This is a genomic window from Roseivivax marinus, from assembly GCF_900109705.1.
Classification (GTDB): domain Bacteria; phylum Pseudomonadota; class Alphaproteobacteria; order Rhodobacterales; family Rhodobacteraceae; genus Roseivivax; species Roseivivax marinus.
In genome coordinates, this window is record NZ_FOAI01000005.1 from 182,242 (window position 1) to 204,339 (window position 22,098).

At 68.9% G+C, this 22,098-nt stretch carries 16 protein-coding genes; 9 read left to right on the top strand and 7 right to left on the bottom strand.

The window, feature by feature from the left end; all coding sequences use genetic code 11:
- The first annotated feature begins 83 nt into the window (after window positions 1-83).
- The 5 genes from BMX29_RS08390 (at window position 84) to prfB (ending at window position 6,735) form a co-directional block, all read left to right on the top strand.
- The gene (locus BMX29_RS08390; RefSeq protein ID WP_092811877.1) at window positions 84-1,229 is read left to right on the top strand and encodes an aminotransferase class I/II-fold pyridoxal phosphate-dependent enzyme; all 1,146 of its coding nucleotides are present in this window, start codon (window positions 84-86) and stop codon (window positions 1,227-1,229) included.
- Between the two features lie 106 nt (window positions 1,230-1,335).
- Entirely contained in the window at window positions 1,336-1,479 is a 144-nt protein-coding gene (locus BMX29_RS19195; protein WP_175471160.1) for a hypothetical protein, read from the top strand.
- A gap of 59 nt (window positions 1,480-1,538) precedes the next feature.
- Window positions 1,539-2,759, top strand: a complete 1,221-nt coding sequence (locus BMX29_RS08395) for an N-acetylmuramoyl-L-alanine amidase (protein WP_092811879.1) — start codon at window positions 1,539-1,541, stop codon at window positions 2,757-2,759.
- Between the two features lie 129 nt (window positions 2,760-2,888).
- Window positions 2,889-5,441 (top strand): penicillin-binding protein 1A, encoded by a 2,553-nt coding sequence (locus tag BMX29_RS08400; RefSeq protein ID WP_092811881.1) that lies wholly within the window; start codon window positions 2,889-2,891, stop codon window positions 5,439-5,441.
- 169 nt (window positions 5,442-5,610) lie between these two features.
- Window positions 5,611-6,735: a peptide chain release factor 2 gene (gene prfB / locus BMX29_RS08405; RefSeq protein ID WP_043841573.1), complete on the top strand. Its 1,125-nt coding sequence runs from the start codon at window positions 5,611-5,613 to the stop codon at window positions 6,733-6,735.
- A 71-nt stretch (window positions 6,736-6,806) separates the two neighbouring features.
- Here the strand turns inward: prfB and BMX29_RS08410 are convergent, their stop codons facing one another.
- From BMX29_RS08410 to BMX29_RS08420, 3 genes are all read right to left on the bottom strand, one after another.
- On the bottom strand, window positions 6,807-7,592 hold the full coding sequence (locus BMX29_RS08410) for a helix-turn-helix domain-containing protein (protein ID WP_043841572.1): 786 nt from the start codon (window positions 7,590-7,592) through the stop codon (window positions 6,807-6,809).
- Between the two features lie 307 nt (window positions 7,593-7,899).
- Window positions 7,900-8,460 carry an acetolactate synthase small subunit gene (gene ilvN / locus BMX29_RS08415; protein WP_043841570.1) on the bottom strand — a complete coding sequence of 187 codons (561 nt, stop codon included), beginning with the start codon at window positions 8,458-8,460 and terminating at the stop codon, window positions 7,900-7,902.
- A 141-nt stretch (window positions 8,461-8,601) separates the two neighbouring features.
- The gene (locus BMX29_RS08420; RefSeq protein WP_043841568.1) at window positions 8,602-10,356 is read right to left on the bottom strand and encodes an acetolactate synthase 3 large subunit; all 1,755 of its coding nucleotides are present in this window, start codon (window positions 10,354-10,356) and stop codon (window positions 8,602-8,604) included.
- 410 nt (window positions 10,357-10,766) lie between these two features.
- Here BMX29_RS08420 and BMX29_RS08425 point away from each other — a divergent pair, with 410 nt between their 5' ends.
- A complete protein-coding gene (locus BMX29_RS08425; RefSeq protein ID WP_092811883.1) occupies window positions 10,767-11,747 on the top strand; it encodes a serine hydrolase domain-containing protein in 981 nt (326 codons plus the stop codon).
- An 88-nt stretch (window positions 11,748-11,835) separates the two neighbouring features.
- Here BMX29_RS08425 and BMX29_RS08430 read toward each other — a convergent pair whose 3' ends face one another.
- Together BMX29_RS08430 and BMX29_RS08435 are read right to left on the bottom strand one after the other, a co-directional pair.
- The gene (locus BMX29_RS08430) at window positions 11,836-12,996 is read right to left on the bottom strand and encodes a CaiB/BaiF CoA transferase family protein (protein WP_092811885.1); all 1,161 of its coding nucleotides are present in this window, start codon (window positions 12,994-12,996) and stop codon (window positions 11,836-11,838) included.
- 453 nt (window positions 12,997-13,449) lie between these two features.
- The gene (locus BMX29_RS08435; protein ID WP_092811887.1) at window positions 13,450-15,240 is read right to left on the bottom strand and encodes a hypothetical protein; all 1,791 of its coding nucleotides are present in this window, start codon (window positions 15,238-15,240) and stop codon (window positions 13,450-13,452) included.
- Window positions 15,241-15,403: 163 nt separating this feature from the next.
- On the opposite strand from BMX29_RS08435, the gene guaB reads away from it, so the two are divergent.
- The 3 genes from guaB (at window position 15,404) to BMX29_RS08450 (ending at window position 20,431) form a co-directional block, all read left to right on the top strand.
- On the top strand, window positions 15,404-16,852 hold the full coding sequence (gene guaB, locus BMX29_RS08440) for an IMP dehydrogenase (RefSeq protein WP_043841561.1): 1,449 nt from the start codon (window positions 15,404-15,406) through the stop codon (window positions 16,850-16,852).
- Window positions 16,853-16,864: 12 nt separating this feature from the next.
- Entirely contained in the window at window positions 16,865-18,034 is a 1,170-nt protein-coding gene (locus BMX29_RS08445) for an RsmB/NOP family class I SAM-dependent RNA methyltransferase (RefSeq protein WP_092811889.1), read from the top strand.
- An 84-nt stretch (window positions 18,035-18,118) separates the two neighbouring features.
- Window positions 18,119-20,431 (top strand): hybrid sensor histidine kinase/response regulator, encoded by a 2,313-nt coding sequence (locus tag BMX29_RS08450; RefSeq protein ID WP_244889192.1) that lies wholly within the window; start codon window positions 18,119-18,121, stop codon window positions 20,429-20,431.
- 26 nt (window positions 20,432-20,457) lie between these two features.
- Here BMX29_RS08450 and BMX29_RS08455 read toward each other — a convergent pair whose 3' ends face one another.
- Together BMX29_RS08455 and moaC are read right to left on the bottom strand one after the other, a co-directional pair.
- On the bottom strand, window positions 20,458-21,624 hold the full coding sequence (locus tag BMX29_RS08455) for a molybdopterin molybdotransferase MoeA (protein ID WP_092811891.1): 1,167 nt from the start codon (window positions 21,622-21,624) through the stop codon (window positions 20,458-20,460).
- On the bottom strand, window positions 21,621-22,097 hold the full coding sequence (gene moaC, locus BMX29_RS08460; protein WP_092811893.1) for a cyclic pyranopterin monophosphate synthase MoaC: 477 nt from the start codon (window positions 22,095-22,097) through the stop codon (window positions 21,621-21,623). The genes BMX29_RS08455 and moaC overlap by 4 nt, the downstream gene beginning before the upstream one ends.
- Between the last annotated feature and the right edge of the window lies 1 nt (window position 22,098).

A 22,098-nucleotide genomic window follows, 5' to 3' on the forward strand; every position in this document is an offset into this window, starting at 1 on the left:
CTCGCCGGGGCCTCGGGACGGTGGTCATTGACCTTGCCCGCCGCGGAGATCACCTTCGCCGCCGCGAGCATAGAGAGGCGAAGATGCGGAACTCAAGCCGGGGTGATGTCGATCCCTTCATTGTGATGGATGTGATGCAGGCGGCCTCCGCCGCGGAAGCGGCGGGGCGGTCGATCGTCCACATGGAGGTGGGTCAGCCCGGTACGCCCGCGCCCGCTGCCGCGCGCGACGCGCTGGCCGCCGCGCTGGAGGACGACGCGCTGGGATACACCGTGGCGCTCGGTCTGCCGGCGCTGCGCAAGCGGATCGCCCGGCTGTATGGCGAGTGGTACGGCGTCGACCTCGACCCGGCGCGCGTGGTGGTGACGCCGGGCTCGTCGGGGGCTTTCATCCTGGCCTTCTCGGCCTTCTTCGACGGGGGCGACACGGTCGCGCTCGGGCGGCCGGGCTACCCGTCCTATCGCCAGATCCTGCGCGCGCTGGACCTCAAGGCGGTGGAGATCGAGGCATCGGAGGCGAACCGTTACCAGTTGGTGCCCGGCGACCTCGAGGGCGTGGATTACGACGGCCTGATGATCGCGTCGCCCGCGAACCCCACCGGGACCATGCTTGGCAAACCGGCGCTCTCGGACCTGATCGGCGCGGCGCAGGGCCGGGGCGCGACCTTCGTGTCCGACGAGATCTATCACGGACTGCACTATGCCAACCGCGCCGTCTCGGCCCTGGAAGTGTCGGACGACGTCTGCGTCATCAACTCGTTCTCCAAGTATTTCTCGATGACCGGCTGGCGCGTGGGCTGGATGGTGGTGCCCGAGGCGAACCTTCGGCAGGTGGAGCGACTGGCGCAGAACCTCTTCATCTGCGCGCCGCACGCGGCACAGGTGGCCGCGCTCGCGGCTTTAGACGCCACCGACGAACTGGAGGCCAACCGCGCGGTATATGCCCGCAATCGCCAACTGATGCTCGACGGGTTGCCGAAGGCCGGCTTCGACCGGCTCGCGCCGCCGGACGGGGCATTCTACGTCTATGCGGATGTGTCGCACCTGACCGATGACAGCCGCGCCTTCGCGGCCGAGATTCTCGATCGAGCCGGTGTCGCGGTGACGCCGGGGCTCGACTTCGACCCCGAGCGGGGCGGCGGCACGCTGCGTTTTTCCTACGCCCGCGCGACCGCCGACATCGAGGAGGGGCTGGAGCGGCTCGCCCGCTTCATGGCGGACCGCGGCTGATCGGAGGCGCGCGGGGTTTCGCCGACGCGAAATCGTGATCGCTGCGAGGAAGGCCGACTCGGTGTACCTTTGGGGCAATCAAAAGAAGACCCCGAGGCAGAGCATCATGTCCAACATCATCATTACCGTGGCGCTTGTCGCCGCGTTGGCCACGACCATGTGGGCGGCATCCCCTGCCGCAGCCCCCGAGGACCTCCCGCCGGTGCGCGGCGCGGCGATTCTGGGAAAGTCCGGCCCTTCCGGAGGGTGATCCCGTCCCGCGTCTCGTGTAGGCTGGCGAAAAGACCAGAGGCTCGGGCAGGGCAGGCCATGCGGCACATTCTACGACTGGCGGCGATCCTCGCCGCGACGCTGACGGCTGCGCCGGTCGCGGCGCAGGAGCTTGGCGGCCTGGCACGTCTCGACGCGAGCCGGAGCTATGCCCGCGACCTGCGCCCCGGCGGCGGCACCGAACTGCGGCTGGCGCTGAGCCAGGGTGTGCCGTGGCGTGTTTTCACGCTCGACGACCCGGCGCGGCTGGTGCTCGACTTCCGCGAGGTGGACTGGGCCGGTGTCGATCCTTCGACCTTGCTGCGCGGCGAGCGGGTGCAAGCGATCCGTGTCGGCCCCTACAGGCCGGGCTGGTCGCGGCTGACGGCGGACCTGTCGGGGCCGATGGAGGTGACTCGCGCGGATTTGCGGCTCGACGCGGCAAGCGCGGGCACGCTGACCGTGGCGCTGGAACCCACCGACGACGAGACTTTCGCGGACCTCTCCGGCCCGCCACGAGACGCGCGCTGGGACCTGCCGGCCCCCGCGCGGACGGCGCCCGCGCCCGGCCCGGACGGTATCCTGAAGGTGGTGCTCGATCCCGGTCACGGCGGCGTCGATCCGGGTGCCGAACATGGCGGCGCCACCGAGGCGCAGCTCATGCTGACCTTCGCGCGCGAGCTGAAGGAGATGCTGTTGCGCTCGGGCGGCTTCGACGTCGTGATGACCCGCGAGGCGGACGCCTTCGTCTCGCTCGAGGCACGGGTGGCGGCGGCCCACCGCGCCGGGGCGGACGTGTTCCTGTCGCTCCACGCGGATGCGATCGAGGAGGGCGTCGCCCGCGGCGCAACCGTCTACATGCTGGCCCGCGACGCGCAGGACGCGGCCACGCGCGCGCTGGTCGAACGCCACGAGAGGGGCGAGATCCTGACAGGCGTGGATCTGTCCGAGGCCGACGATCACGTGGCGGACGTGCTCATGGACCTTGCGCGGCTCGACACCCAGCCGCGCAGCCGGGCCTTGGCCGAGGCGCTTGTGAGCGGTATCAAGGGCGCATCGGTGAACGTGCACAAGCACCCGATCCGGCAGGCGGGGTTCTCGGTGCTCAAGGCGGCGGACATTCCCTCGGCGTTGATCGAGGTCGGGTTCCTGTCCACCGATGCGGAACTGGCCAACATGCTCGACCCCGAATGGCGGGCCGGGATGGCCGCAGGCATCCGTGACGGTTTGCGGGCCTGGGCCGCAGACGACGCCGCGCTGGCCGAACTTCGCCGGCGCTGAGGCGCCGGCAAGAAGCTGCCGACGCACTGCGCGGGCCCCGCCGGGGCCCGATGCGGACGAAGACGTGTTTTGACGCGACGCGGTGAGACGTTTATCGCGCCTTGACTTCATCCATGGGAGACAGACGCCATGCTGCGTTTCATCATGTCCTTCTTCGGCGGCATCTTTTCGATGATCACGCTCGGCGTGGGCATGACGGCCCTGTCCATCGGCGCGATCTTCTGGGTCTACGGCCAGGACCTGCCGAGCCACGAGAGCCTCGCGCAGTACACGCCGCCGACGATCTCGCGGATCTACTCGGTCGAGGGCAAGATCATCGACGAGTTCGCGCAGGAGCGGCGTCTGTATACGCCCGCGAACGAGATCCCCGACATGGTGAAGCAGGCGTTCATCTCGGCCGAGGACAAGAACTTCTACCAGCACCAGGGCTACGACGCGCGCGGCATCGCCGCCGCGGCGGTCGACGCGGTACGCTCGCGCGGGCAAGACGTGCGCGGCGCCTCGACGATCACCCAGCAGGTGATGAAGAACTTCCTGCTGAGCGGTGACCGCCGGGCCGAGCGCAAGGTGAAGGAGATCATCCTCGCCACCCGCCTCGAAGAGACGCTGTCGAAGGACAAGATCCTCGAACTCTATCTGAACGAGATTTTCCTCGGGCAGAATTCGTACGGCGTCACCGCCGCGGCGCAGACCTACTTCAACAAGTCGCTGTCCGAGCTCGAGGTCCAGGAGGCCGCCTTCCTCGCCTCGCTGCCCAAGGCGCCGTCCGACTACCACCCTGTGCGCAACCGCGACCGGGTGATGGCGCGCCGCAACTACGTGCTGCGCGAGATGTTCGAGAACGGCTACATCACGCAGGAAGCGATGCAGGAGGCGCTGAACGCGGACCTCGTGACCGTGCAGAACGGCGACATCGAGCCGTTCCAGGCCAGCCTGCCGCCGCGCGATTACTTCACCGACGAGATCCGGCGCCAGCTCTCCGAGGATTTCGGCGAGGGTGAATTCTTCTCGGGCGGTTTCTCGGTGCGCGCGACGCTCGATCCCGAAATGCAGGTCGAGGGCGCCAATGCCCTGCGCCGTGCGCTCGAGGATTACGACCGCTCGCGCGGTGTCTGGCGCGGCACCGGCGAACGCATCCCCGAGGAGAATCTGGGCACCGAGGCCGAGTGGCGCGCTGCGCTACGCGACGTGCAGGTGGCCCGCGACGTGGACCTCGAGAACCCCTGGCACCCCGCCGTGGTGCTCGAGGTCGGCTCGAGCGACGCGCGCATCGGCATCGAAGGCGTCGAGGAGGACGAGGACGGCCACTGGATCCCCGCCGCCGACGTGCAGTGGGCCCGCAAGTGGAACCGCGAGACCGAACGGCTCGAAAGCCGCGCGTCGGTTGCGGGCGACCTGCTCGACGTGGGCGACGTTGTGCTCGTGCGCAAGATGACGTCGGACAGCGACGGCAGCTTCATCCGCTGGACCCTGCGGCAGGTGCCGGTGGTCGAGGGCGCATTCATGGCGATGGACGTGAACACCGGCCGCGTGATCGCGATGCAGGGCGGCTTTTCCTACCAGCATTCGGTCTTCAACCGGGCGACGCAGGCGCAGCGCCAGCCGGGCTCGTCGTTCAAGCCGTTCGTCTACGCCTCCGCGCTCGACTCCGGATACTCTCCGGCGACGATCGTGGTGGACGCTCCGATCGAGATCAACACGCCGCAGGGCGTGTGGCGGCCGAAGAACTCGTCGAACAAGTATTACGGTCCCACGCCGCTGCGCACGGGCATCGAGCAATCGCGCAACCTGATGACGATCCGCCTCGCGCAGGAGATCGGCATGTCCACCGTCGCGCGTTACGCCGAGCGGTTCGGCGTCTACGACGACATGGGCCTGCACCTCGCCAACGCGTTGGGGTCGGAGGAGACGACGCTCTACAAGATGGTGGCCGCCTACGCGATGTTCGCCAACGGCGGCGAACGGGTGGAGCCGACGCTCGTGGACCGCATTCAGGACCGCTACGGCAACACGGTCTATCGCCACGACAAGCGCGACTGCGTGAACTGCGACGACCCGAACCTCGTCACCGGTCTCGGGCCCCGCATCGTGTCCAACCGCGAGCGTATCATGGACCCCGTAACCGCCTACCAGCTGACCTCGATGATGCGTGGCGTGGTCGAGCGCGGCACCGCCGCGGGCGCCGTGAACCTCGGCGTGCCGACCGCGGGCAAGACCGGCACCACCAACGACGCCAAGGACGTGTGGTTCATCGGCTTCACCTCGAACATCGTGGCGGGCTGCTACATAGGCTACGACCAGCCGCGCACGCTGGGCCGGGGCGCCTACGGCTCGTCCATGTGCGGCCCGGTGTTCCAGTCGTTCATGACCAAGGCGGTGGCCAAGTACGGCGGCGGCGAGTTCAAGGTTCCGGAAGAGTGCCAGTTCATTAACATCGACCGCTTCTCGGGGTCGCGCCTCGGTTCGGGCGCCTCGGGCGGGAACGTGGTGTCGGAGTGCTTCCGCGCCGGCGAGGAGCCGATCTTCGGCATCCAGATGGACGGTGGCTGGGCCATGGGCTCGGGCTTCGACGTGATCCAGCCGGACGGCCGCGCCAAGCAGGTCACGACCTCGACGGGTCGCAAGGCGGTGGTCGGACCGAAGGCCAGCTTCGGAACCATGTCCTCGGGCGGTCTCTACTGACATCGCGCGGCCCGCGCCGGGGCGATCCCGGTCGGGCCGCGACGCACGGACGGGCGGGGCGCGACATCGCGCCGCCGGCTCACCCGCGCGGCCTGTGGCGCCCGGCTTGCCGCGTCGGCCCGGCTGGGCTATCACGCGCGCCAGTCCATCGACGGAACGGGAAGACAGAATGCGGGCCGAGGCCGAACACAACGTTGCGCGGATCGAGAAGTCGCTGGAGCTTCTGGGCCAGCGTCTGAACTGGGAAACCGCCGAGCACCGGCTGGAAGAGTTCAACGCGCGCACCGAGGACCCGAACCTCTGGAACGACCCCGCCGCCGCGCAGAAGCTCATGCGCGAGCGCCAGGCGCTGGTCGACCAGATGGAGACCTATCGATCGATCAAGCAGGAATTGTCGGATCAGGTCGAGCTGATCGAGCTGGGCGAGATGGAGGACGACACCGAGGTCGTCTCGGACGCCGAAACCGCGCTCAAGCGCCTGGCCGAAACCGCCGAGAAGAAGGAGCTCGAGGCGCTTCTCGACGGTGAGACCGACGGCAACGACAGCTTTCTCGAGATCAAGGCCGGCGCCGGTGGCACCGAGGCCTGCGACTGGGCGCAGATGCTCGCCCGGATGTATGTCCGCTGGGCCGAGAAGCGCGGTTTCGAGGTCGAGTTGCAGGAAGAGCAGCCGGGCGCCGAAGCGGGCATCAAGTCCGCAACCTATCAGATCAAGGGCACCAACGCCTATGGCTGGCTCAAGTCCGAGAGCGGAACCCACCGTCTGGTGCGTATCTCGCCCTTCGGCAAGGGCACGCGCGAGACGTCCTTCGCCGCGGTCGGCGCCTATCCGGTAATCGACGACAACATCGAGATCGAGGTGAACCCTGCCGACATCCGCGTGGACACGTTCCGGTCGTCGGGTGCGGGCGGTCAGCACGTGAACACCACCGACTCGGCGGTGCGGATCACCCACGCGCCCACGGGCATCGTCGTGACGTCGTCCGAGAAATCGCAGCACCAGAACCGCGACATCGCCATGAAAGCGCTGAAGTCGCGGCTTTACCAGATGGAGCTGGACCGCCGGAACGCCGAGGTGAACGCGCTGCACGAGGCCAAGGGCGACGCGGGCTGGGGCAACCAGATCCGGTCCTATGTCCTGCAGCCCTACCAGATGGTGAAGGATCTTCGGACCCAGCACGAGACCGCGGACACATCCGGCGTGCTCGACGGCGACCTCGACGGCTTCATGGCCGCGACGCTGGCGCTTAAGGTTTCGGGCAAGAGCCGCGCCGACGCGCAGGGCGAGGACTGAACCCCACGCCGGCCGGTCGGACCAAAAAGCGGGCCGCGATCGCGGCCCGCTTTTTGGTCCGGCGGTATGGATCAGACGCGGAGGGCGTCGCGCAGGTGGTCGGGCAGGCTTTCGGCCGAGCGCAGGCCGCATGCCCGCGCCGCGTCAAGGATCGCACCGGTGTCGGACGGCAGCACTTCGTAGACCTGCGGCACCGCGCGCAGCCCGCTTTCGGCGGGGATGTCGGGCCAGCGCGCTTCGCCGATCCAAAGGCTACGGTCGGCGCGCGCCTCGGTCATCGCGCTGTAACAAAGTGCAGCACCCCCATGCCGCGCGGTGATGGTGGCGAAGCCGTTGATCAGCGGCACGAAGGTGCCGCGGAAGCGACGGGCCTGGCCAGTGGGCGCCTGGTTCATCACCCGCATCGCCGCGCGCGTCTCGTATCCGGTCAGCAGGTGGCAATCGTCCGAGACATAGACCCGGAACAGCCCGACAAGATAGCGGCCCGGCGTCGCGAGGCTCGGCCGCACGAACCGCCAGATGCCTTCGGGCAGGTCCAGCGAAGCCATCCGCCCGCGCGTATCCGGCAGATACTCCGCCAGGTCGGGATGCGACAGCGGGCCGACCCCGCGCGAGATCCGCTCCACCGGCTCGAGGAGGATGCGCGCGTCGACGTTGAAGTAGCGGCAGATGCGCCAGAGCACGTCCGGGCGGGGAAAGCTTTCGCCGGCCCGGTAGCGGTTGAACTGGGTGCGGTTTATTCCGAGCTCGCGGCACAGAGCCGAGATCGAGGGAGCCGAGCGTGACAGGGCCTGAAGGTTATGTCCCAGCCGCTTTCGCAATTCTGCCGGGGTGGGCTCCACGTCCGTGGCGATCATGAGGGGCCTCGCTCTCAGGTTGAATCTTGTTGCCTGCCTCCGCCGATGCCTGTCGAGAGCGCGTTCGCGTTCCGGCAAGTGCAACGGCATACATGAGCGATCTTAATGCGTTCGCCCCCGTGGAAGGCAAGCCGAGCCCGTGGCGCGAACGGATAGGTGGGCCGTATCATAATGATAATTATAGGAAAGTTTGCCGCGCCGCAGCGTGGCGGGGACGGAAAGACCGGGCCGGCCAAGGTCTAAGCGACGTGCCGGCCCCGATTTCTTCACGTGATACGAATCACGGTAAATTCACGCGGAGTGTCGATCAGGCCCCGCGGGCGAGCGCCGCCACGCCCGTGCGTGCAACCTCCGCAAGGCCAAGCGGCCGCATGAGATCGGCGAAGGCGTCGATCTTTTCCGGAGTGCCGGTGATCTGGAAAACGAAGCTTTCGAGCGTCGAGTCCACCGCCTGCGCGCGGAAGATGTCGGCCAGCCGCAGCGCCTCGACGCGCTTGTCGCCGGTGCCCTCGACCCGCAGGAGAGCCAGCTCACGTTCGACCGAGCTGCCTTCGACGGTCAGGTCGTGGACGTCGTGCACCGGCACCATGCGGCCGAGCTGTGCCTTGATCTGCTCGATCACCTGCGGCGTGCCGGTGGTCACGATGGTGATGCGGCTCTTGTGACCCTGATGATCGACCTCGGCCACGGTCAGGCTCTCGATGTTGTAACCACGCCCCGAGAACAGACCGATCACGCGTGCCAGCACGCCCGCCTCGTTGTCCACCAGCACCGCGAGGGTGTGGGTCTCGATATGCTCCGAGAAGGTCGAGCGGAGGTTGTAGGCCGAGTGCTTGGTCGAGCCTTTCTTGATGTTGAGTGCGCTCATGGTCCGTCCTGTGGATCTTTGAGGGGGAGGCGGGTCGGCGCCCCGCCCATCCGAAAGTGTCGTCGGCGCGGGCCGGGCGCCCGGTCCTCCGCACTCTTGCTCGAGGCGGAGGCGCCGGTGCCTGCGTCCGTGCCGTGCGCCTTAAACCAGCACCGCGCCGCCGGACTTGATGGCGTCCTTGGTGGAGGCCTGTCCAAGCAGCATCTTGTTGTGCGGCTCGCCCGACGGGATCATCGGGAAGCAGTTCTCGTGCTTCTCGACAAGGCAGTCGAAGATCACCGGGCCGTCGTAATCGAGCATCTCCTGGATGGCATCGTCGAGGTCGGCGGGGTCGGAGCACTGGATGCCCTTGGCGCCGAACGCCTCCGCAAGCTTCACGAAGTCGGGCAGGGCTTCGGACCAGCTCTGGGAATAGCGCTCGCCGTGCAGCAGCTCCTGCCACTGGCGGACCATGCCAAGACGTTCGTTGTTCAGGATGAACTGCTTGACCGGCAGGCGATACTGGATCGCGGTGCCCATCTCCTGCATGTTCATCAGCCACGACGCTTCGCCCGCGACGTTGATGACCAGCGCGTCCGGATGGGCGACCTGCACGCCGATGGAGGCCGGGAAGCCGTAGCCCATCGTGCCGAGGCCGCCGCTGGTCATCCAGCGGTTGGGATCCTCGAAGCCGAGATACTGCGCCGCCCACATCTGGTGCTGGCCGACTTCGGTGGTGATGTAGCGATCGCGCCCCTTTGTCAGCGCCTCGAGACGCGCGACGGCGTGCTGCGGACGGATGACCTCCTTGGCCGGCTCGAAGCGCAGGCAGTCGGTCTTCTTCCAGTCCTCGATCTGCGCCCACCAGCGCTGGATCGCCTCGCGGTTCACCTTGCGCCCGCGCGCCTTCCAAAGCCGCAACACGTCCTCGAGCACGTGGCCCACGTCGCCGAGGATCGGGAAGTCGGTCGCGATCACCTTGTTGATCGACGAGGGGTCGATGTCGATATGCGCCTTGCGCGACCGGGGGCTGAACGCATCGATGCGGCCGGTGATCCGGTCGTCGAAGCGCGCACCCACGTTGATCATCAGGTCGCAGCCGTGCATCGCCAGGTTGGCCTCGTAGAGACCGTGCATCCCCAGCATTCCGAGCCAGTTGCGCCCCGAGGCAGGATACGCGCCGAGGCCCATCAGCGTGGAGGTGATCGGCACGCCCGTCGCGTCCACCAGCTCGCGCAGGAGCTGGCTGGCCGCAGGGCCCGAATTGATGACGCCGCCGCCGGTGTAGAGGATCGGCCGCTCGGCGGTCTCCAGCGCCTCGACAAGGCGGGTGATCATCTCCATGTCGCCCTTGATCCTGGGCTGGTAACGGTCGGTCTTGGCCTTCGACTTGGGCTGATACTCGGCGCTGGCGAACTGCACGTCCTTGGGAATATCGACCAGAACCGGACCCGGACGGCCCGAGGTCGCCACGTGGAACGCCTCGTGGATCGTGGCCGACAGGCGGTCGGTGTCCTTCACCAGCCAGTTGTGCTTGGTACAGGGGCGCGTGATGCCGACGGTGTCCGCCTCCTGGAAGCCGTCCGAGCCGATCAGGAAGGTCGGCACCTGGCCCGAGAGGACGACCATCGGGATCGAATCCATCAGCGCGTCGGTGATGCCGGTGACGGCGTTCGTGGCACCGGGCCCGGAGGTCACCAGCACGACGCCGGGCTTGCCGGTCGAGCGGGCATAGCCTTCAGCCGCGTGGGTCGCGGCCTGCTCGTGCCGGACGAGGACATGGCGGATGTCGTTCTGCTGGAACAGTTCGTCATAGATCGGAAGAACGGCACCGCCGGGGTAGCCGAAGACCACCTCCACGCCCTGATCCTTCAGGGCCTGCACCACCATCTTCGCTCCGGTCATCGCCTTGGTCATCTCTTCCGCTCCACATTCAGGCGTCCAGCGTTCGCGCACAAAAAAGCCCCCGAGGGTTCATCGGGGGCGCATGGGGTCCTGTCAGGGTGTCCGGGGTTACCGGCCCATGCGCCTTGTTCCTACGAGGTCTACGATCAGGATCGTCATGTCGCCGGGTCCTTTCGGTACGCTCGGGACGTCTACGGCGCAGCGACGGCCGCGTCAACCGCGCATCGCCGCAAAATCTGCCGCCGGGGGCGTATTTTCTTTCCGTTTGTTGCCGTCGGGGACGTGTTCCAGACATTTTCGGTAATTTGAGCTGCTGCTATGGCGTCAGGGCACGCGTGCTCGCGGGAAAATGAAGGCGTCCGGCCTCGTCCCTGGGGCGACGGGCCCCACCTCAGGTCGGCCCAGACACCACGGAGAGCGCCATGATCACTCGACGCCACCTTCTGTCCGCGGCCGGGGCGGGAAGCCTCGCCGTCCTCGCCACGCCCCCGGTCCTGCACGCTCAGGATGCGCCAGACGCCGCGTCGGAGCTCGACCAACTGCACGCCCTCGTGGTCCGCCAGGGCGGCGAAGAGGTGGTGGCCGAGCGCTATGGCGGCGCTGGCCTCGACGGGATTGCCAACGTGAAGTCGGTGTCGAAAACGCTTGTCGCATTGCTGACCGGAATCGCCATCGAACGCGGCGTGCTGGACGGCGTGGACCAGCCGGTGGTGCCGCTTCTCGGACGTGGACCCTTCGGCGACACCCGCGACGACATCACCGTGGGCGACCTGCTGTCCATGCGGGCGGGCCTCGCGAGCGTTTCGGGCGGCAATTACGGCGCCTGGGTCTCGAGCGGCGATTGGGTCGGTTACGTCTTGGAGCAGGAGCGCACGTCCGAGCCCGGGGGCCGGTTCATCTATTCCACCGGGGGCTGGCACCTTCTGGGCGTGGCGCTGTCGAACGCCGCGGACCGCAGCCTTCTGGCGCTGGCCCGCGGCTGGCTGGGCGCACCGCTTGGCGTGGATTTCGCCCCGTGGGTCGCGGATCCGCAGGGCAATTACCTCGGCGGCAACGACATGGGCGTCAGCCCGCGCGGGCTGTCACGGATCGGCCAGTGCGTTCTCGACGGCGGGTCGTGGGAGGGCACGCAGGTCATTCCCGAGGACTGGCTCGCCCGGTCCTGGGAGCCTCGCGCCCGCTCGCCGTTCTCGGGCGATGGCTACGGTTACGGCTGGTTCATTACTTCGATCGCCGGAACGCCGGTGCGCTACGGACGCGGCTATGGCGGGCAAATCCTTGCCGTGGCGCCCGAAGCCGGGACCGTGATCGCGATCACCTCGGACCCGACGCTGCCGGCGCGCTCGGGCGGCTACTTCGGCGACCTGAAAGACCTGATGGGCACGGTGTTGCGCTCGGTGTAACGGGCGCGCGGTTTTTCGCGGACGTTCGAGGCAACGGCGCATGGCGCCTACCGCCAACGTGCATCCAGAGTTCTGGCGGCCGGAGTTCTCACCGCCCGCCGCAGGCGCCGTCGAGCCAGCGCAGGATCTCGCCGCGGTTGCCATCGAGATCCGGCGCCGGCGCGCGCGAGGTGCGATCCTCGGCATCCGACATCTTGATCGGGTTGCCGGCCGCCTTGTAGGCCTGCCGCCCGTTCCGGTCGAGCACGTCCACCACCATGTTCCGTGACAGGATCTGCGGGTCCTTCATCACCTCGTCGACGGACTGGATCGGTCCCGTGGGAATGCCGGCCGCGGTCAGCCGCGCGATCCAGTGGGCGCGGGTGTGGTCGAGCGTCACCGCCTCGATCAGCCGCTTGAGCAGGCGCACGTTCTCGCAGCGGGCGGGATTCGTGGCAAAGCGCGGATCGTCCGCCAGCGGCAGGTTCAGTGCCACGCAGAGCTTCTCGAACAGCGCGTCGTTCCCGGCAGCGATCACGAAAAGACCGTCAGAGGCGTGGAACGTCTCGAACGGCGCGATGGACGGGTGACGCGCACCGGTGGGGCCGGGCGCCTTTCCGGTGACCGAGGTGATCGCCACGGCGTGTTCGAGGATGGCGAGCTGGCTGTCGAGCATCGAGACGTCGATACGCCGCCCGCGCTCGGTCCGCGTCCGATCGAAGAGCGCGGCAAGAACGCCCTGGGCGAGGTACATGCCCGCCACGATGTCACCGATGGACGCGCCGACGCGCACCGGCTCGCGCCCGTCCTCGCCGGTGATCGACATCACGCCGCCGCGCGCCTGCACGACCATGTCGTAGGCGGGGCGCTTCGCGTCCGGTCCGGTGTGCCCGAAGCCCGAGACCGAGCCGTAGATCAGGTGCGGATGTTCGGCGTGCAGCGAGTCCCAGCCGTAGCCCAGACGATCCATGACGCCGGGGCGGTAATTCTCGAGCAGCACGTCCGCGCGCGACAGCAGCCGCTCGAACACCGCGCGGTCGCCATCGGCCTTGAGGTCCAGCGCGATGGAGGACTTGCCGTGGTTGATCGCGGCGAAGTAGGCGCTTTTGCCATCCTTGAAGGGCGGAAAGGCGCGGGTGTCGTCGCCGCTGCCGGGGCGCTCGACCTTTATGACCTTCGCGCCCATGTCCGAGAACGTCATCGAGGCGAAGGGGCCGGCGAGGACGTGGGTCAGATCCAGCACCACGAGATCGGCAAGGGGCATCGGCATGGGAAGTCTTCCGGTTGTACTGCAGTCGGCCCGATGATGAGCAAAGGTTGCCGGGCCGGTGCAAGTTGCAATCGCCGCGTCGCGGCGCGCAGCCGCGGACCGTGGCCCGGACGCACTGTCGGGCAGGGCGCGTTTACGGAGAGCAGGGGGCGCCACGCGCTTGCGGTTCGTTGACCGTGCGCCACGTGCTCGGGAGGTTCGATGCGCGTGGATGGACAGGCGCGCCGGGTCTCATTGGAAAGGCGAAAGGTTGCCCCGTGCTGTCTGGTGGTAGTCCGGCGGTTCGGGGTCGTCGGTGGCGTGCGGCATAAGCGATCAAGTTACACCCTTGGCGGATCGGTGGCGCGTGGAACCCCGCGCCCGCCCGGTCAAGCGCCTGCGTCTCTGCGATAGCGTCTTTCCTTAAGCGGGCCGCCGGCGTCGGGTGCCAACCGTGACCAACCTCCGCCGCGATCACTCGACCGGCGCGGGCTCCAGCAGCGCGCGCGTCTCGCGGCGCCAGTCCTCGATCCCGCCAACGATCTCGGCATGGAAGGTGTCGCGCGACAGCGCCTCTTCCAGCTCGATCAGGACCGCATCGACACCGACCCCGACCGCCAAGCCGCCGAGCGCGCCACCAACCGTCGCCCCGATCGCCGTGCCGAGCACAGGCACCACGCTGCCGAGCGTCCCGCCCACCGCGACGCCGACACCGCTCGCCGCCATCTTCGAGCCGACGGCCTTGGTCATCGCCTTGGTCGCGAGCTTGAGCGTGCCCTTCGCTGCGACCTTCTTGACCACCAGCGCGGCCACCGCGCCGCCGGCCATGCCCACCGCGCCGGCCCCGCCCGCGGCGGTCAGGCGGCCCGTCAACGCGCTGCGCTCGGACGCCGCGAGCCGGGCGAGGTCGAGGCAGGGAGCGGCGGGGCAGGTGGCCGCGACCTCCAGCGTGGCGCCCTCGGGCGGCGTGACGCGCCGGGTCGCGAGCGTGTCATCCATCCGTTGGCCCAAGGCCGCGCGCAGGTCCTCCGGTCCCGCCTGCGTGACGGCGGCGAGGCGGGTGCGCAGATCTTCGGCCGGGTTGCCCTCGACCAGCGTGGAGGCGAGATCGGCCGCCAGCGTCTCGGTCATGTCGCCCGAAAGCATCAGGAACAGGCGCCGGTACTCTCCGGGCAGGGAGTAATAGTCGTCGAGGAAGGCGTCCACGTTGCCGGTCATGCCCTCCGCCGCGCGGTCCACGGCGTCGATCAGCCCGGCCCGGCGCATCTCGGTCAGTTCGGCCGCGGCGGCGCGCGCCTCCGCGCGCAACAGCTCCACCGTGCCGGGCGCATAGAGGGCAGGGCCGATGCGTTCTGCGACCACGACCTCCAGCGCCGCGATGCGCGCCGACAGCCGCATCGAGGGCGGGGTTGCCGCGATACGCGCCTCGGTGGTCGCGACCCATGGCAAGGCGCCGAAGACCGCGCCAGCGGTGACGATCGCCGCCGTCCATCCGATCACCAGTGTCGAGGGGCGGGGCGGCGGCGACACGAGGCTCGCGGGTCCGAGCGCACGGGCACGCTCGGACCCCGTCAAAGCCGCCAGCGCGCCGAGGCTCGCCCCGTAGACCGCCACCGCGCCGGGTCCGAGCACCAGCGCCACGACCGCCTGCCACGCCGCATGGCCGTTGAGGGCGCCGAGCGCCTCGGCTTGCAGGCGATCGAGGAAGGCAGCGGCGTGGATCCACTCGGTAACCAGCGCGCTGCGGGCGGGGGCGGGCACCGCGACCTCGCCCGCGGGGACCAGCAATGCCAGCGCGACCGCCGCCAGCCCGAGGAGCGGCACCACCGCGCGCCAGGCGAGCCGCACCGGTTGCGCGGCGCGGAACGCCTCGGTCACGTGACCGGCCACGCCGCGCCGGATGGCCGGCGCCAGAAAAGGAACCGTCGCGGCGGACGCGACCAGCACGATCCATGCCTCGGGCGTTCCCGCCAGAAGCTGCGGCACCGCCAGGACGGTCATCGTGAGTGCGGCCGCCGCCGCGACACAGGCGCGCACCAGCGGCCCCGCGAGCCACGCCTTCAGCGGGCTGCCGTCCTCGTATATCTCCAGTCGCCGGGTCTGTGCGAGGTTGCCGAAGACCGAGAGCGGGAGCGCGGGGAGGGCCGCGGCGACCAGCACCGCCGGCACCACGGTCCACGCCGGCCATATGCGCAGCGCGAAGAGGACGGCGCAGAGCACCGCCAGCAGCGCGGCGAGGCGCGCGAAGGCACGGGTCGTCGACATGGGGGCGGACCTCCTGCGGGCCGCGGCTGCTCTTTTGCCATGCAGCATAGCCTATGACCGCGCCGCGCGGAACGTCCGCCGCGCCTGCATTTCGGGGGTTTTCGTTGACGTTGGGCCATGCAATAGGGACGTGCCAACCGAACCCATCCGAAAGGCCCGTCCCATGGAGATTCGCGAGGCACTGACCTTCGACGACGTCCTGCTCGTTCCCGCCGCGTCCAGCGTGCTGCCCTCGACGGCGGACACCCGCACGCAGGTCACCCGGTCCATCGCGATGAACATCCCGCTGTTGTCGTCCGCGATGGATACCGTCACCGAAAGCCGGATGGCCATCACCATGGCGCAGGCCGGCGGTATAGGCGTCATCCACAAGAACTTGGATGTCGAGCAGCAGGCGCGCGAGGTGCGCAGGGTCAAGCGGTTCGAGAGCGGCATCGTCTACAATCCGGTCACGCTGACCCCGGATCAGACCCTCGCCGACGCCAAGGCCCTGACCGAGCGCTACGGCTTCACCGGCTTCCCCGTCGTCGACGCCGATCGCCGGGTGGTCGGGATCGTCACCAACCGCGACATGCGCTTCGCCGAGCGCGACGACACGCCGGTCAAGGTGATGATGACCTCCGAGCGGCTGGCCATCCTGCAGGAGCCTGCCGACCGCGAAGAGGCCATCGACATGATGAAGGCCCGCCGGATCGAGAAGCTGCTGGTGACCGACGCGGGCGGCAAGCTCACGGGTCTGCTGACCCTGAAGGATACCGAGAAGTCGGTCGTGAATCCGACCGCCTGCAAGGACGACCTCGGCCGCCTGCGCGTCGCCGCCGCGACCGGCGTGGGGGACGCTGGTTTCGAGCGGACCGAGGCGCTGATCGACGCGGGCGTCGACATCGTGGTGGTGGACACCGCGCACGGCCACTCCGCCGGGGTGCTCGAGGCCGTGCGCCGCGCCAAGGAGCTGTCGAACGAGGTCCAGGTGATCGCCGGCAACGTCGCCACCGCCGACGCAACCCGCGCGCTCATCGACTCGGGCGCCGACGCGGTGAAGGTGGGCATCGGGCCGGGCTCGATCTGCACCACCCGCATGGTCGCGGGCGTGGGTATGCCGCAGCTGACCGCGATCATCGAATGCTCGGCCGCCGCGGGCGACGTGCCGATCATCGCGGACGGCGGCATCAAGTTCTCGGGCGATTTCGCCAAGGCGATCGCCGCGGGCGCGTCCTGCGCCATGGTGGGCTCGATGATCGCCGGCACCGACGAGAGCCCGGGCGAGGTGATCCTCTACCAGGGCCGGTCGTTCAAGGCCTACCGCGGCATGGGCAGCATGGGCGCCATGGCGCGCGGCTCGGCCGACCGCTACTTCCAGAAGGACGCCGCCACCGACAAGCTCGTCCCCGAGGGAATCGAGGGGCAGGTGCCCTACAAGGGCTCCGCGGGCGCGGTGATCCATCAGCTGGTGGGCGGCCTGCGCGCGGCGATGGGCTATACCGGGAACGCCACGGTGGCTGACATGCGCAAGGGGTGCACCTTCGTGCGGATCACAAATGCCGGCCTGCGTGAAAGCCACGTCCACGACGTCGCGATCACGCGGGAGTCGCCGAATTACCGGATCGGCTGAGCGGGGGAACGCATGACCCCCGCCGCCCGCATCGCCACCGCGGCCGAGCTCCTCGACGCCGTCTCCGATGGCATGGCCGCCGAACAGGCCTTGACCCGATGGGCCCGCGGCGCGCGGTTCGCGGGGTCCAAGGACCGCGCCGCGGTACGCGACCACGTCTTCGACGCGCTGCGCCGTTGGAGGTCCGCCGCGTGCGCGGGTGGCGGGACCGATGGGCGCCGGGTGATGCTGGGGCTGCTGCGCCTCGACGGGGCCGATCCCGAGGAGATCTTCACCGGAACGGGGCACGCGCCGGCGTCCCTGACCGAGGCCGAACGCGCCGGGGGCAGCCCGCCCGAAGGCGGCACCGCTTGGGATGTGCCCGACTGGATCGCCGATCGGCTCGAGAGGGCGCACGGGGTGGAGGCGGCGGCGCGCCTCGCAATGGCGCTGCGCGAGCGCGCGCCCGTCACGCTGCGGGTGAACACGCTCAAGTCCGATGTCCCGTCGGCCCTCCGCACGCTGGAAGCGGACGGGATCTGTGCGCGCCCGAACCCGCTCTGCAATACCGCGCTGACCGTGACCGAGGGCGCCCGCCGGATTGCGCAGGGAGCGGCCTATCGCGACGGTCTCGTGGAATTGCAGGACGCCGCAAGCCAAGCGGTTGCCGCTCTGGTGCCGCTGACGCCCGAGGCGCGGGTTCTCGATTACTGTGCCGGCGGCGGTGGCAAGACGTTGGCACTGGCAGCGCGGATGGGCGGCGGCCCGGTCGTGGCACATGACGCCGACCCGCGCCGGATGCGCGACCTACCGGACCGTGCCACGCGCGCCGGCGCGCGGGTCGAGCGCGTGGACCACCCTGACAGCCTCTACGACGCGGTGTTGACCGATGCGCCGTGCTCGGGCAGCGGGGCCTGGCGCCGGTCGCCCGAGGCAAAGTGGTGGCTGACCCCGGAAAGGCTGAGCGAACTCAATTCGATACAGGACGACATTCTCGACCGGGCGGCAGAGCTGACCGCACCCGCGGGCACGCTGGTCTATGCCACCTGCTCGATCCTCGCCGAGGAGAACGACGCCCGCATCGACGCCTTTCTCGCGCGACATACCGGCTGGCACACGGTCCTGCGTCGCGCCTTCGATCCCGATGTCGACGGCGACGGTTTCTTCACCGCGCACTTGACCCGGCGAAAAGCCACGACCTAAACAACCTGAAGGCGTTAGATTTTAACGATTTCTTAGGGTGGTGCGCGCAATCGTGGCGAGACCACGGGCGGCGGGGCGAAACGGGTGGGCGAACTCGGCACCATCGATAGTCGAACGGACCGCGCCGCGCCGCGCGGGCTTACGCCGTATGGTGTCGCACTGATCCTCGGCGGCGGGCTCCTCGTGTTCGCCCGCTCGCTGGAGCATACCGCGTTCAGCGCCATCCTGGTGGCGGCGGGCGCGGCGCTGGCCAGCGTGGCGCTCGGTCTCGCGGCCTTCGCGCTGGCGCGACGACGGGCGTCGGCGCCCTCGATCGCGACGATCGAGCGGGTGATCGGCGACGACGCGACCCCGTGCGTGTTGACCGCGTCGGACCTGACGCTTCGTTTCGCGAACCGCGCGGCGGTCGAGAGGCTCGATGTCGTGCCGGGAATGGCCCTTCCGGACGTTTTGCGCGACCGCCTTGCCCATCCTGCGGGACTGCTCGAACGACTGGCCCGGCATATCGACCTCGAAGGCGCGGCGAGCGAGGACGTGGTCGTGGGCGATGGGGCCGTGCGGGTGTCGGGACGGTTGGTCGCTCGTGACCTCATCTACTGGCGCGTGGACGACTTCACCGCCGCGCCCGAGGATGAAACCGGCGTTCCGACCCTCAGCGTCGGGCGCAACGGGGCGGTTCTGGCCATGAACGGCGCGGCGCGTCGTCTGCTCGGGCGGCGAGTGCGTGACCTGACCGAGCTCACCGGCGGCCCCGATCCGCGCAATGGTGGTGTTTACGAACTCACCGCCTGCGACGGCCGCCGCCGGTTCGAGATCCGCCGCTACCCGGCCGGGCCGGGACGCAGCGAAGTGGCTCTCCTGCCCGCGACGGAGTTGGGGGCGCTCGCCGATCGGCTGCTCGAAAGTCTGCCGATCGCGCTCGCCAAGGTGGAGCCGAACGGCGTGGTGACCGCGGCCAATGCCGAGGCCCGCGAGCTTCTCGGCCTCGAAGATGGACCGGGCGCGCGGCTCGGCCAGTATCTCGAGGGCTTGGGACGGCCGATTTCGGACTGGCTGGCGGACGCCTCCAAGGGGCGGGGCCTCAACCGGCCGGAGTTTCTACGCCTCAGTCGTGCGCCGGAAGAAACCTTCGTGCAGGTCGCGCTGACCCGCGTGGGCGGCGCGGACCTCATCGCCGTGATGACCGACGCGACCGAGCTCAAGACCCTCGAAGCGCAATTCGTCCAGAGCCAGAAGATGCAGGCCATCGGTCAGCTCGCGGGCGGGATCGCCCACGACTTCAATAACCTTTTGACTGCAATTTCAGGTCATTGTGACCTGATCTTGCTGCGGCACGACAAGGACGACCAGGATTACGACGACCTCGTTCAGATCAACCAGAACGCCAACCGTGCGGCGTCGCTGGTCGGACAGTTGCTGGCCTTCTCGCGCAAGCAGACGATGAAGGCGGAGCTTCTGGACCTGCGCGAGACACTTGCCGATCTGACGCATCTGCTGAACCGTCTGGTGGGCGAGCGTGTATCGCTCGAGCTGCGGCACGAGCCGTCCCTGCCGGCGATCCGCGGGGACCGCCGCCAACTCGAACAGGTGATGATGAACCTCGTGGTGAACGCGCGCGACGCCATGACCGAGGGTGGCCGCATCCTGATCGAAACAGAGCGTCTCACGTTGCGCGCGCCCATGAAACGCGACCGCGCCGTGGTCGAACCCGGCGAGTATGTGGTGGTCAAGGTCTCGGACACCGGCTGTGGCATCCCGCAGGACAAGGTCCGAAGCGTGTTCGAGCCGTTCTACACCACCAAGCGCAACGGCGAGGGAACGGGCCTCGGCCTTTCGACGGTCTACGGCATTATCAAGCAGTCCGGCGGCTTCATCTTCCTCGACAGCGACCCGGGCGTCGGCACGGAATTCAAACTGATCTTCCCGGCCCACGCGCGCCCCGCTGCGACCCCGGTCCAGCCTCCGGCCGCTTCACGACCGAGCGTGCCGCGTGCGCATACCGACGCGGTCATCCTGCTGGTGGAGGACGAGGCCCCGGTTCGTGCCTTCGCCTCGCGCGGCTTGCGTCACAAGGGGTTCACCGTGATCGAGGCCGAGAACGGGGAAGAGGCGCTGTCGCTCCTCGAGGATCCGGCGCTTTCGGTGGACCTGATCGTTTCGGATATGATCATGCCCGGTCTCGACGGTCCGGCGTGGGTGCGCCGGGCGCGGGAGGCAGGGCGCGACGTGGGCGTTGTGTTCGTGTCGGGCTATGCCGCGGACGCGCTGGAGGCGAGCGTCGAAGAGATGGAAAATGCGGTCTTTCTGCAAAAGCCGTTCTCTCTCGCCGTGCTGGCCGAGACCGTGCAGACCCGCCTCGACGAGACGATGCCGCCACAAGTTACCGAGGCGGGTTGATACGGCGACCGTCGCTTCGGCGCTTGTCAGATTGGTATGATCTCGACGGTTTCGCCGGCGGCACGGGCCGGATCGCGGGGCGAGCGGACCACCAGGCAATCGGCGGAGTTCAGCACGCTCAGAAGCGAACTGTCCTGTCGGTCGTAGACGGTCACGCCGCCGCTCTCGTCGCGGTGTCCGCGCATGTAGTGCTCGCGCGGGCCGTTCTCGGGCAGCGGCGCGGCCAGACGGGCGCCAATCCGGTCCGCTGGGCGTGCCGGAAGGCCGAGCATTGCCCCCACCAGCGGCAGGACGAACACGTGGCCGCAGACGATGGCGGAAACGGGATTGCCCGGAAGGCCCACCAGGGCCGCCTCGCCGAGCCGGCCTGCCATCAGCGGTTTGCCCGGCCGCATGGCGACCTTGTAGAAGGCGCGCTCCAGGCCAAGGGCCTGGGCTGCCCGGGCGACCAGGTCATGATCGCCCACCGACGCGCCGCCGACGGTGATGACGAGATCGCAATCGGTGGCCAGGGCGAAGGCGGTCTCGAGCGACCCCATCGTGTCCCGCGCGATAGGCAGCATTCGCGGCCGCGCGCCGGCGGCCTCGAGCATGGCGTGCAGGGCGTACGTGTTCGACGCGACGATCTGGTCCGGGCCGGGATCGCCGCCCGGTGCCACGAGTTCGTCCCCGGTGGCGATCAGGGCGATCTCCGGTCGGCGGGTGACGCGCACGGAGCCGATGTTCATCGCGGCCAGAAGGGCCACGTCGCGTGGATTGAGCAGGCGCGGTGCGCAAAGGGTATGACCGGCGGGGAAATCGGCGCCCGCGGGCCGGACGTTTGCCGCGCCTTCGACTTCGCGAATGACGATCGAGTCACCGTCGCGGTCGACGTCCTCCTGGATCACGACGCGGGTGGCACCGTCCGGCAGCGGTGCGCCGGTGAAGATGCGGACGGCCTCGCCGGGCGCGATCGTGCCGGAAAATCCATGTCCGGCAGCGCTTTCTCCCACGACCTTCATGCGGTCTCCGGGCCGCGCGTCGATGACCGCGTAGCCGTCCATCGCGGAGGCCGCAAAGGGCGGTTGGGCCCGGGCCGAGACTGCGTCGGCGCGCAACACGCGCCCGGCGGCCCGGACCAGCGGCACATCTTCGGTGCCGGGATCGCGAGCCAGCGCGAACAGCGCGTCGAGCGCCTCTGAAACCGGGATCATTCCGCCTCGTACCGCCCTGATTTTCCGCCATCTTTCAGACGCAGGTGGATGCCGCCGATTTCCATCGCGCGGTCGATGGCCTTGGCCATGTCGTAAACCGTGAGGGCGGCGGTCGACACCGCGGTCAGGGCTTCCATCTCGACGCCGGTCTGGCCGGCGGTCTTGACGGTGGCCTCGATCCGCAGGCCGGGAAGCGTGTCGTCGGGCACGAGATCCACGGCGACCTTCGTCACCGGAAGAGGATGGCAGAGCGGGATCAGGTCCGAGGTGCGCTTGGCCCCCATGATCCCCGCGAGCCGGGCGACACCGATGACGTCGCCCTTCTTCGCGCGGCCCTCGAGGATGGTCGCCAGTGTCTCGGGCGCCATGCGGACCCAGCCCGCCGCCACGGCCACGCGGGCGGTCGACGCCTTCTCGGAGACATCGACCATGTGGGCGCGGCCCTCATCGTCGAAATGGGTCAGGCCCGCCATC

What these genes read in the sequence shown, in the direction of transcription:
- BMX29_RS08435 (WP_092811887.1), bottom strand. Translation starts at nt 15,240, where the DNA reads ATGTCGACGACCCGTGCCTTCGCGCGCCTCGCCGCGCTGCTGGCGGTG.
- BMX29_RS08430 (WP_092811885.1), bottom strand. Translation starts at nt 12,996, where the DNA reads ATGCCGATGCCCCTTGCCGATCTCGTGGTGCTGGATCTGACCCACGTC.
- BMX29_RS08455 (WP_092811891.1), bottom strand. Translation starts at nt 21,624, where the DNA reads ATGATCCCGGTTTCAGAGGCGCTCGACGCGCTGTTCGCGCTGGCTCGC.
- ilvN (WP_043841570.1), bottom strand. Translation starts at nt 8,460, where the DNA reads ATGAGCGCACTCAACATCAAGAAAGGCTCGACCAAGCACTCGGCCTAC.
- prfB (WP_043841573.1), top strand. Translation starts at nt 5,611, where the DNA reads ATGCGGGCCGAGGCCGAACACAACGTTGCGCGGATCGAGAAGTCGCTG.
- BMX29_RS08420 (WP_043841568.1), bottom strand. Translation starts at nt 10,356, where the DNA reads ATGACCAAGGCGATGACCGGAGCGAAGATGGTGGTGCAGGCCCTGAAG.
- BMX29_RS08410 (WP_043841572.1), bottom strand. Translation starts at nt 7,592, where the DNA reads ATGATCGCCACGGACGTGGAGCCCACCCCGGCAGAATTGCGAAAGCGG.
- BMX29_RS08445 (WP_092811889.1), top strand. Translation starts at nt 16,865, where the DNA reads ATGACCCCCGCCGCCCGCATCGCCACCGCGGCCGAGCTCCTCGACGCC.
- moaC (WP_092811893.1), bottom strand. Translation starts at nt 22,097, where the DNA reads ATGGCGGGCCTGACCCATTTCGACGATGAGGGCCGCGCCCACATGGTC.
- BMX29_RS08400 (WP_092811881.1), top strand. Translation starts at nt 2,889, where the DNA reads ATGCTGCGTTTCATCATGTCCTTCTTCGGCGGCATCTTTTCGATGATC.
- guaB (WP_043841561.1), top strand. Translation starts at nt 15,404, where the DNA reads ATGGAGATTCGCGAGGCACTGACCTTCGACGACGTCCTGCTCGTTCCC.
- BMX29_RS08395 (WP_092811879.1), top strand. Translation starts at nt 1,539, where the DNA reads ATGCGGCACATTCTACGACTGGCGGCGATCCTCGCCGCGACGCTGACG.
- BMX29_RS19195 (WP_175471160.1), top strand. Translation starts at nt 1,336, where the DNA reads ATGTCCAACATCATCATTACCGTGGCGCTTGTCGCCGCGTTGGCCACG.
- BMX29_RS08425 (WP_092811883.1), top strand. Translation starts at nt 10,767, where the DNA reads ATGATCACTCGACGCCACCTTCTGTCCGCGGCCGGGGCGGGAAGCCTC.
- BMX29_RS08390 (WP_092811877.1), top strand. Translation starts at nt 84, where the DNA reads ATGCGGAACTCAAGCCGGGGTGATGTCGATCCCTTCATTGTGATGGAT.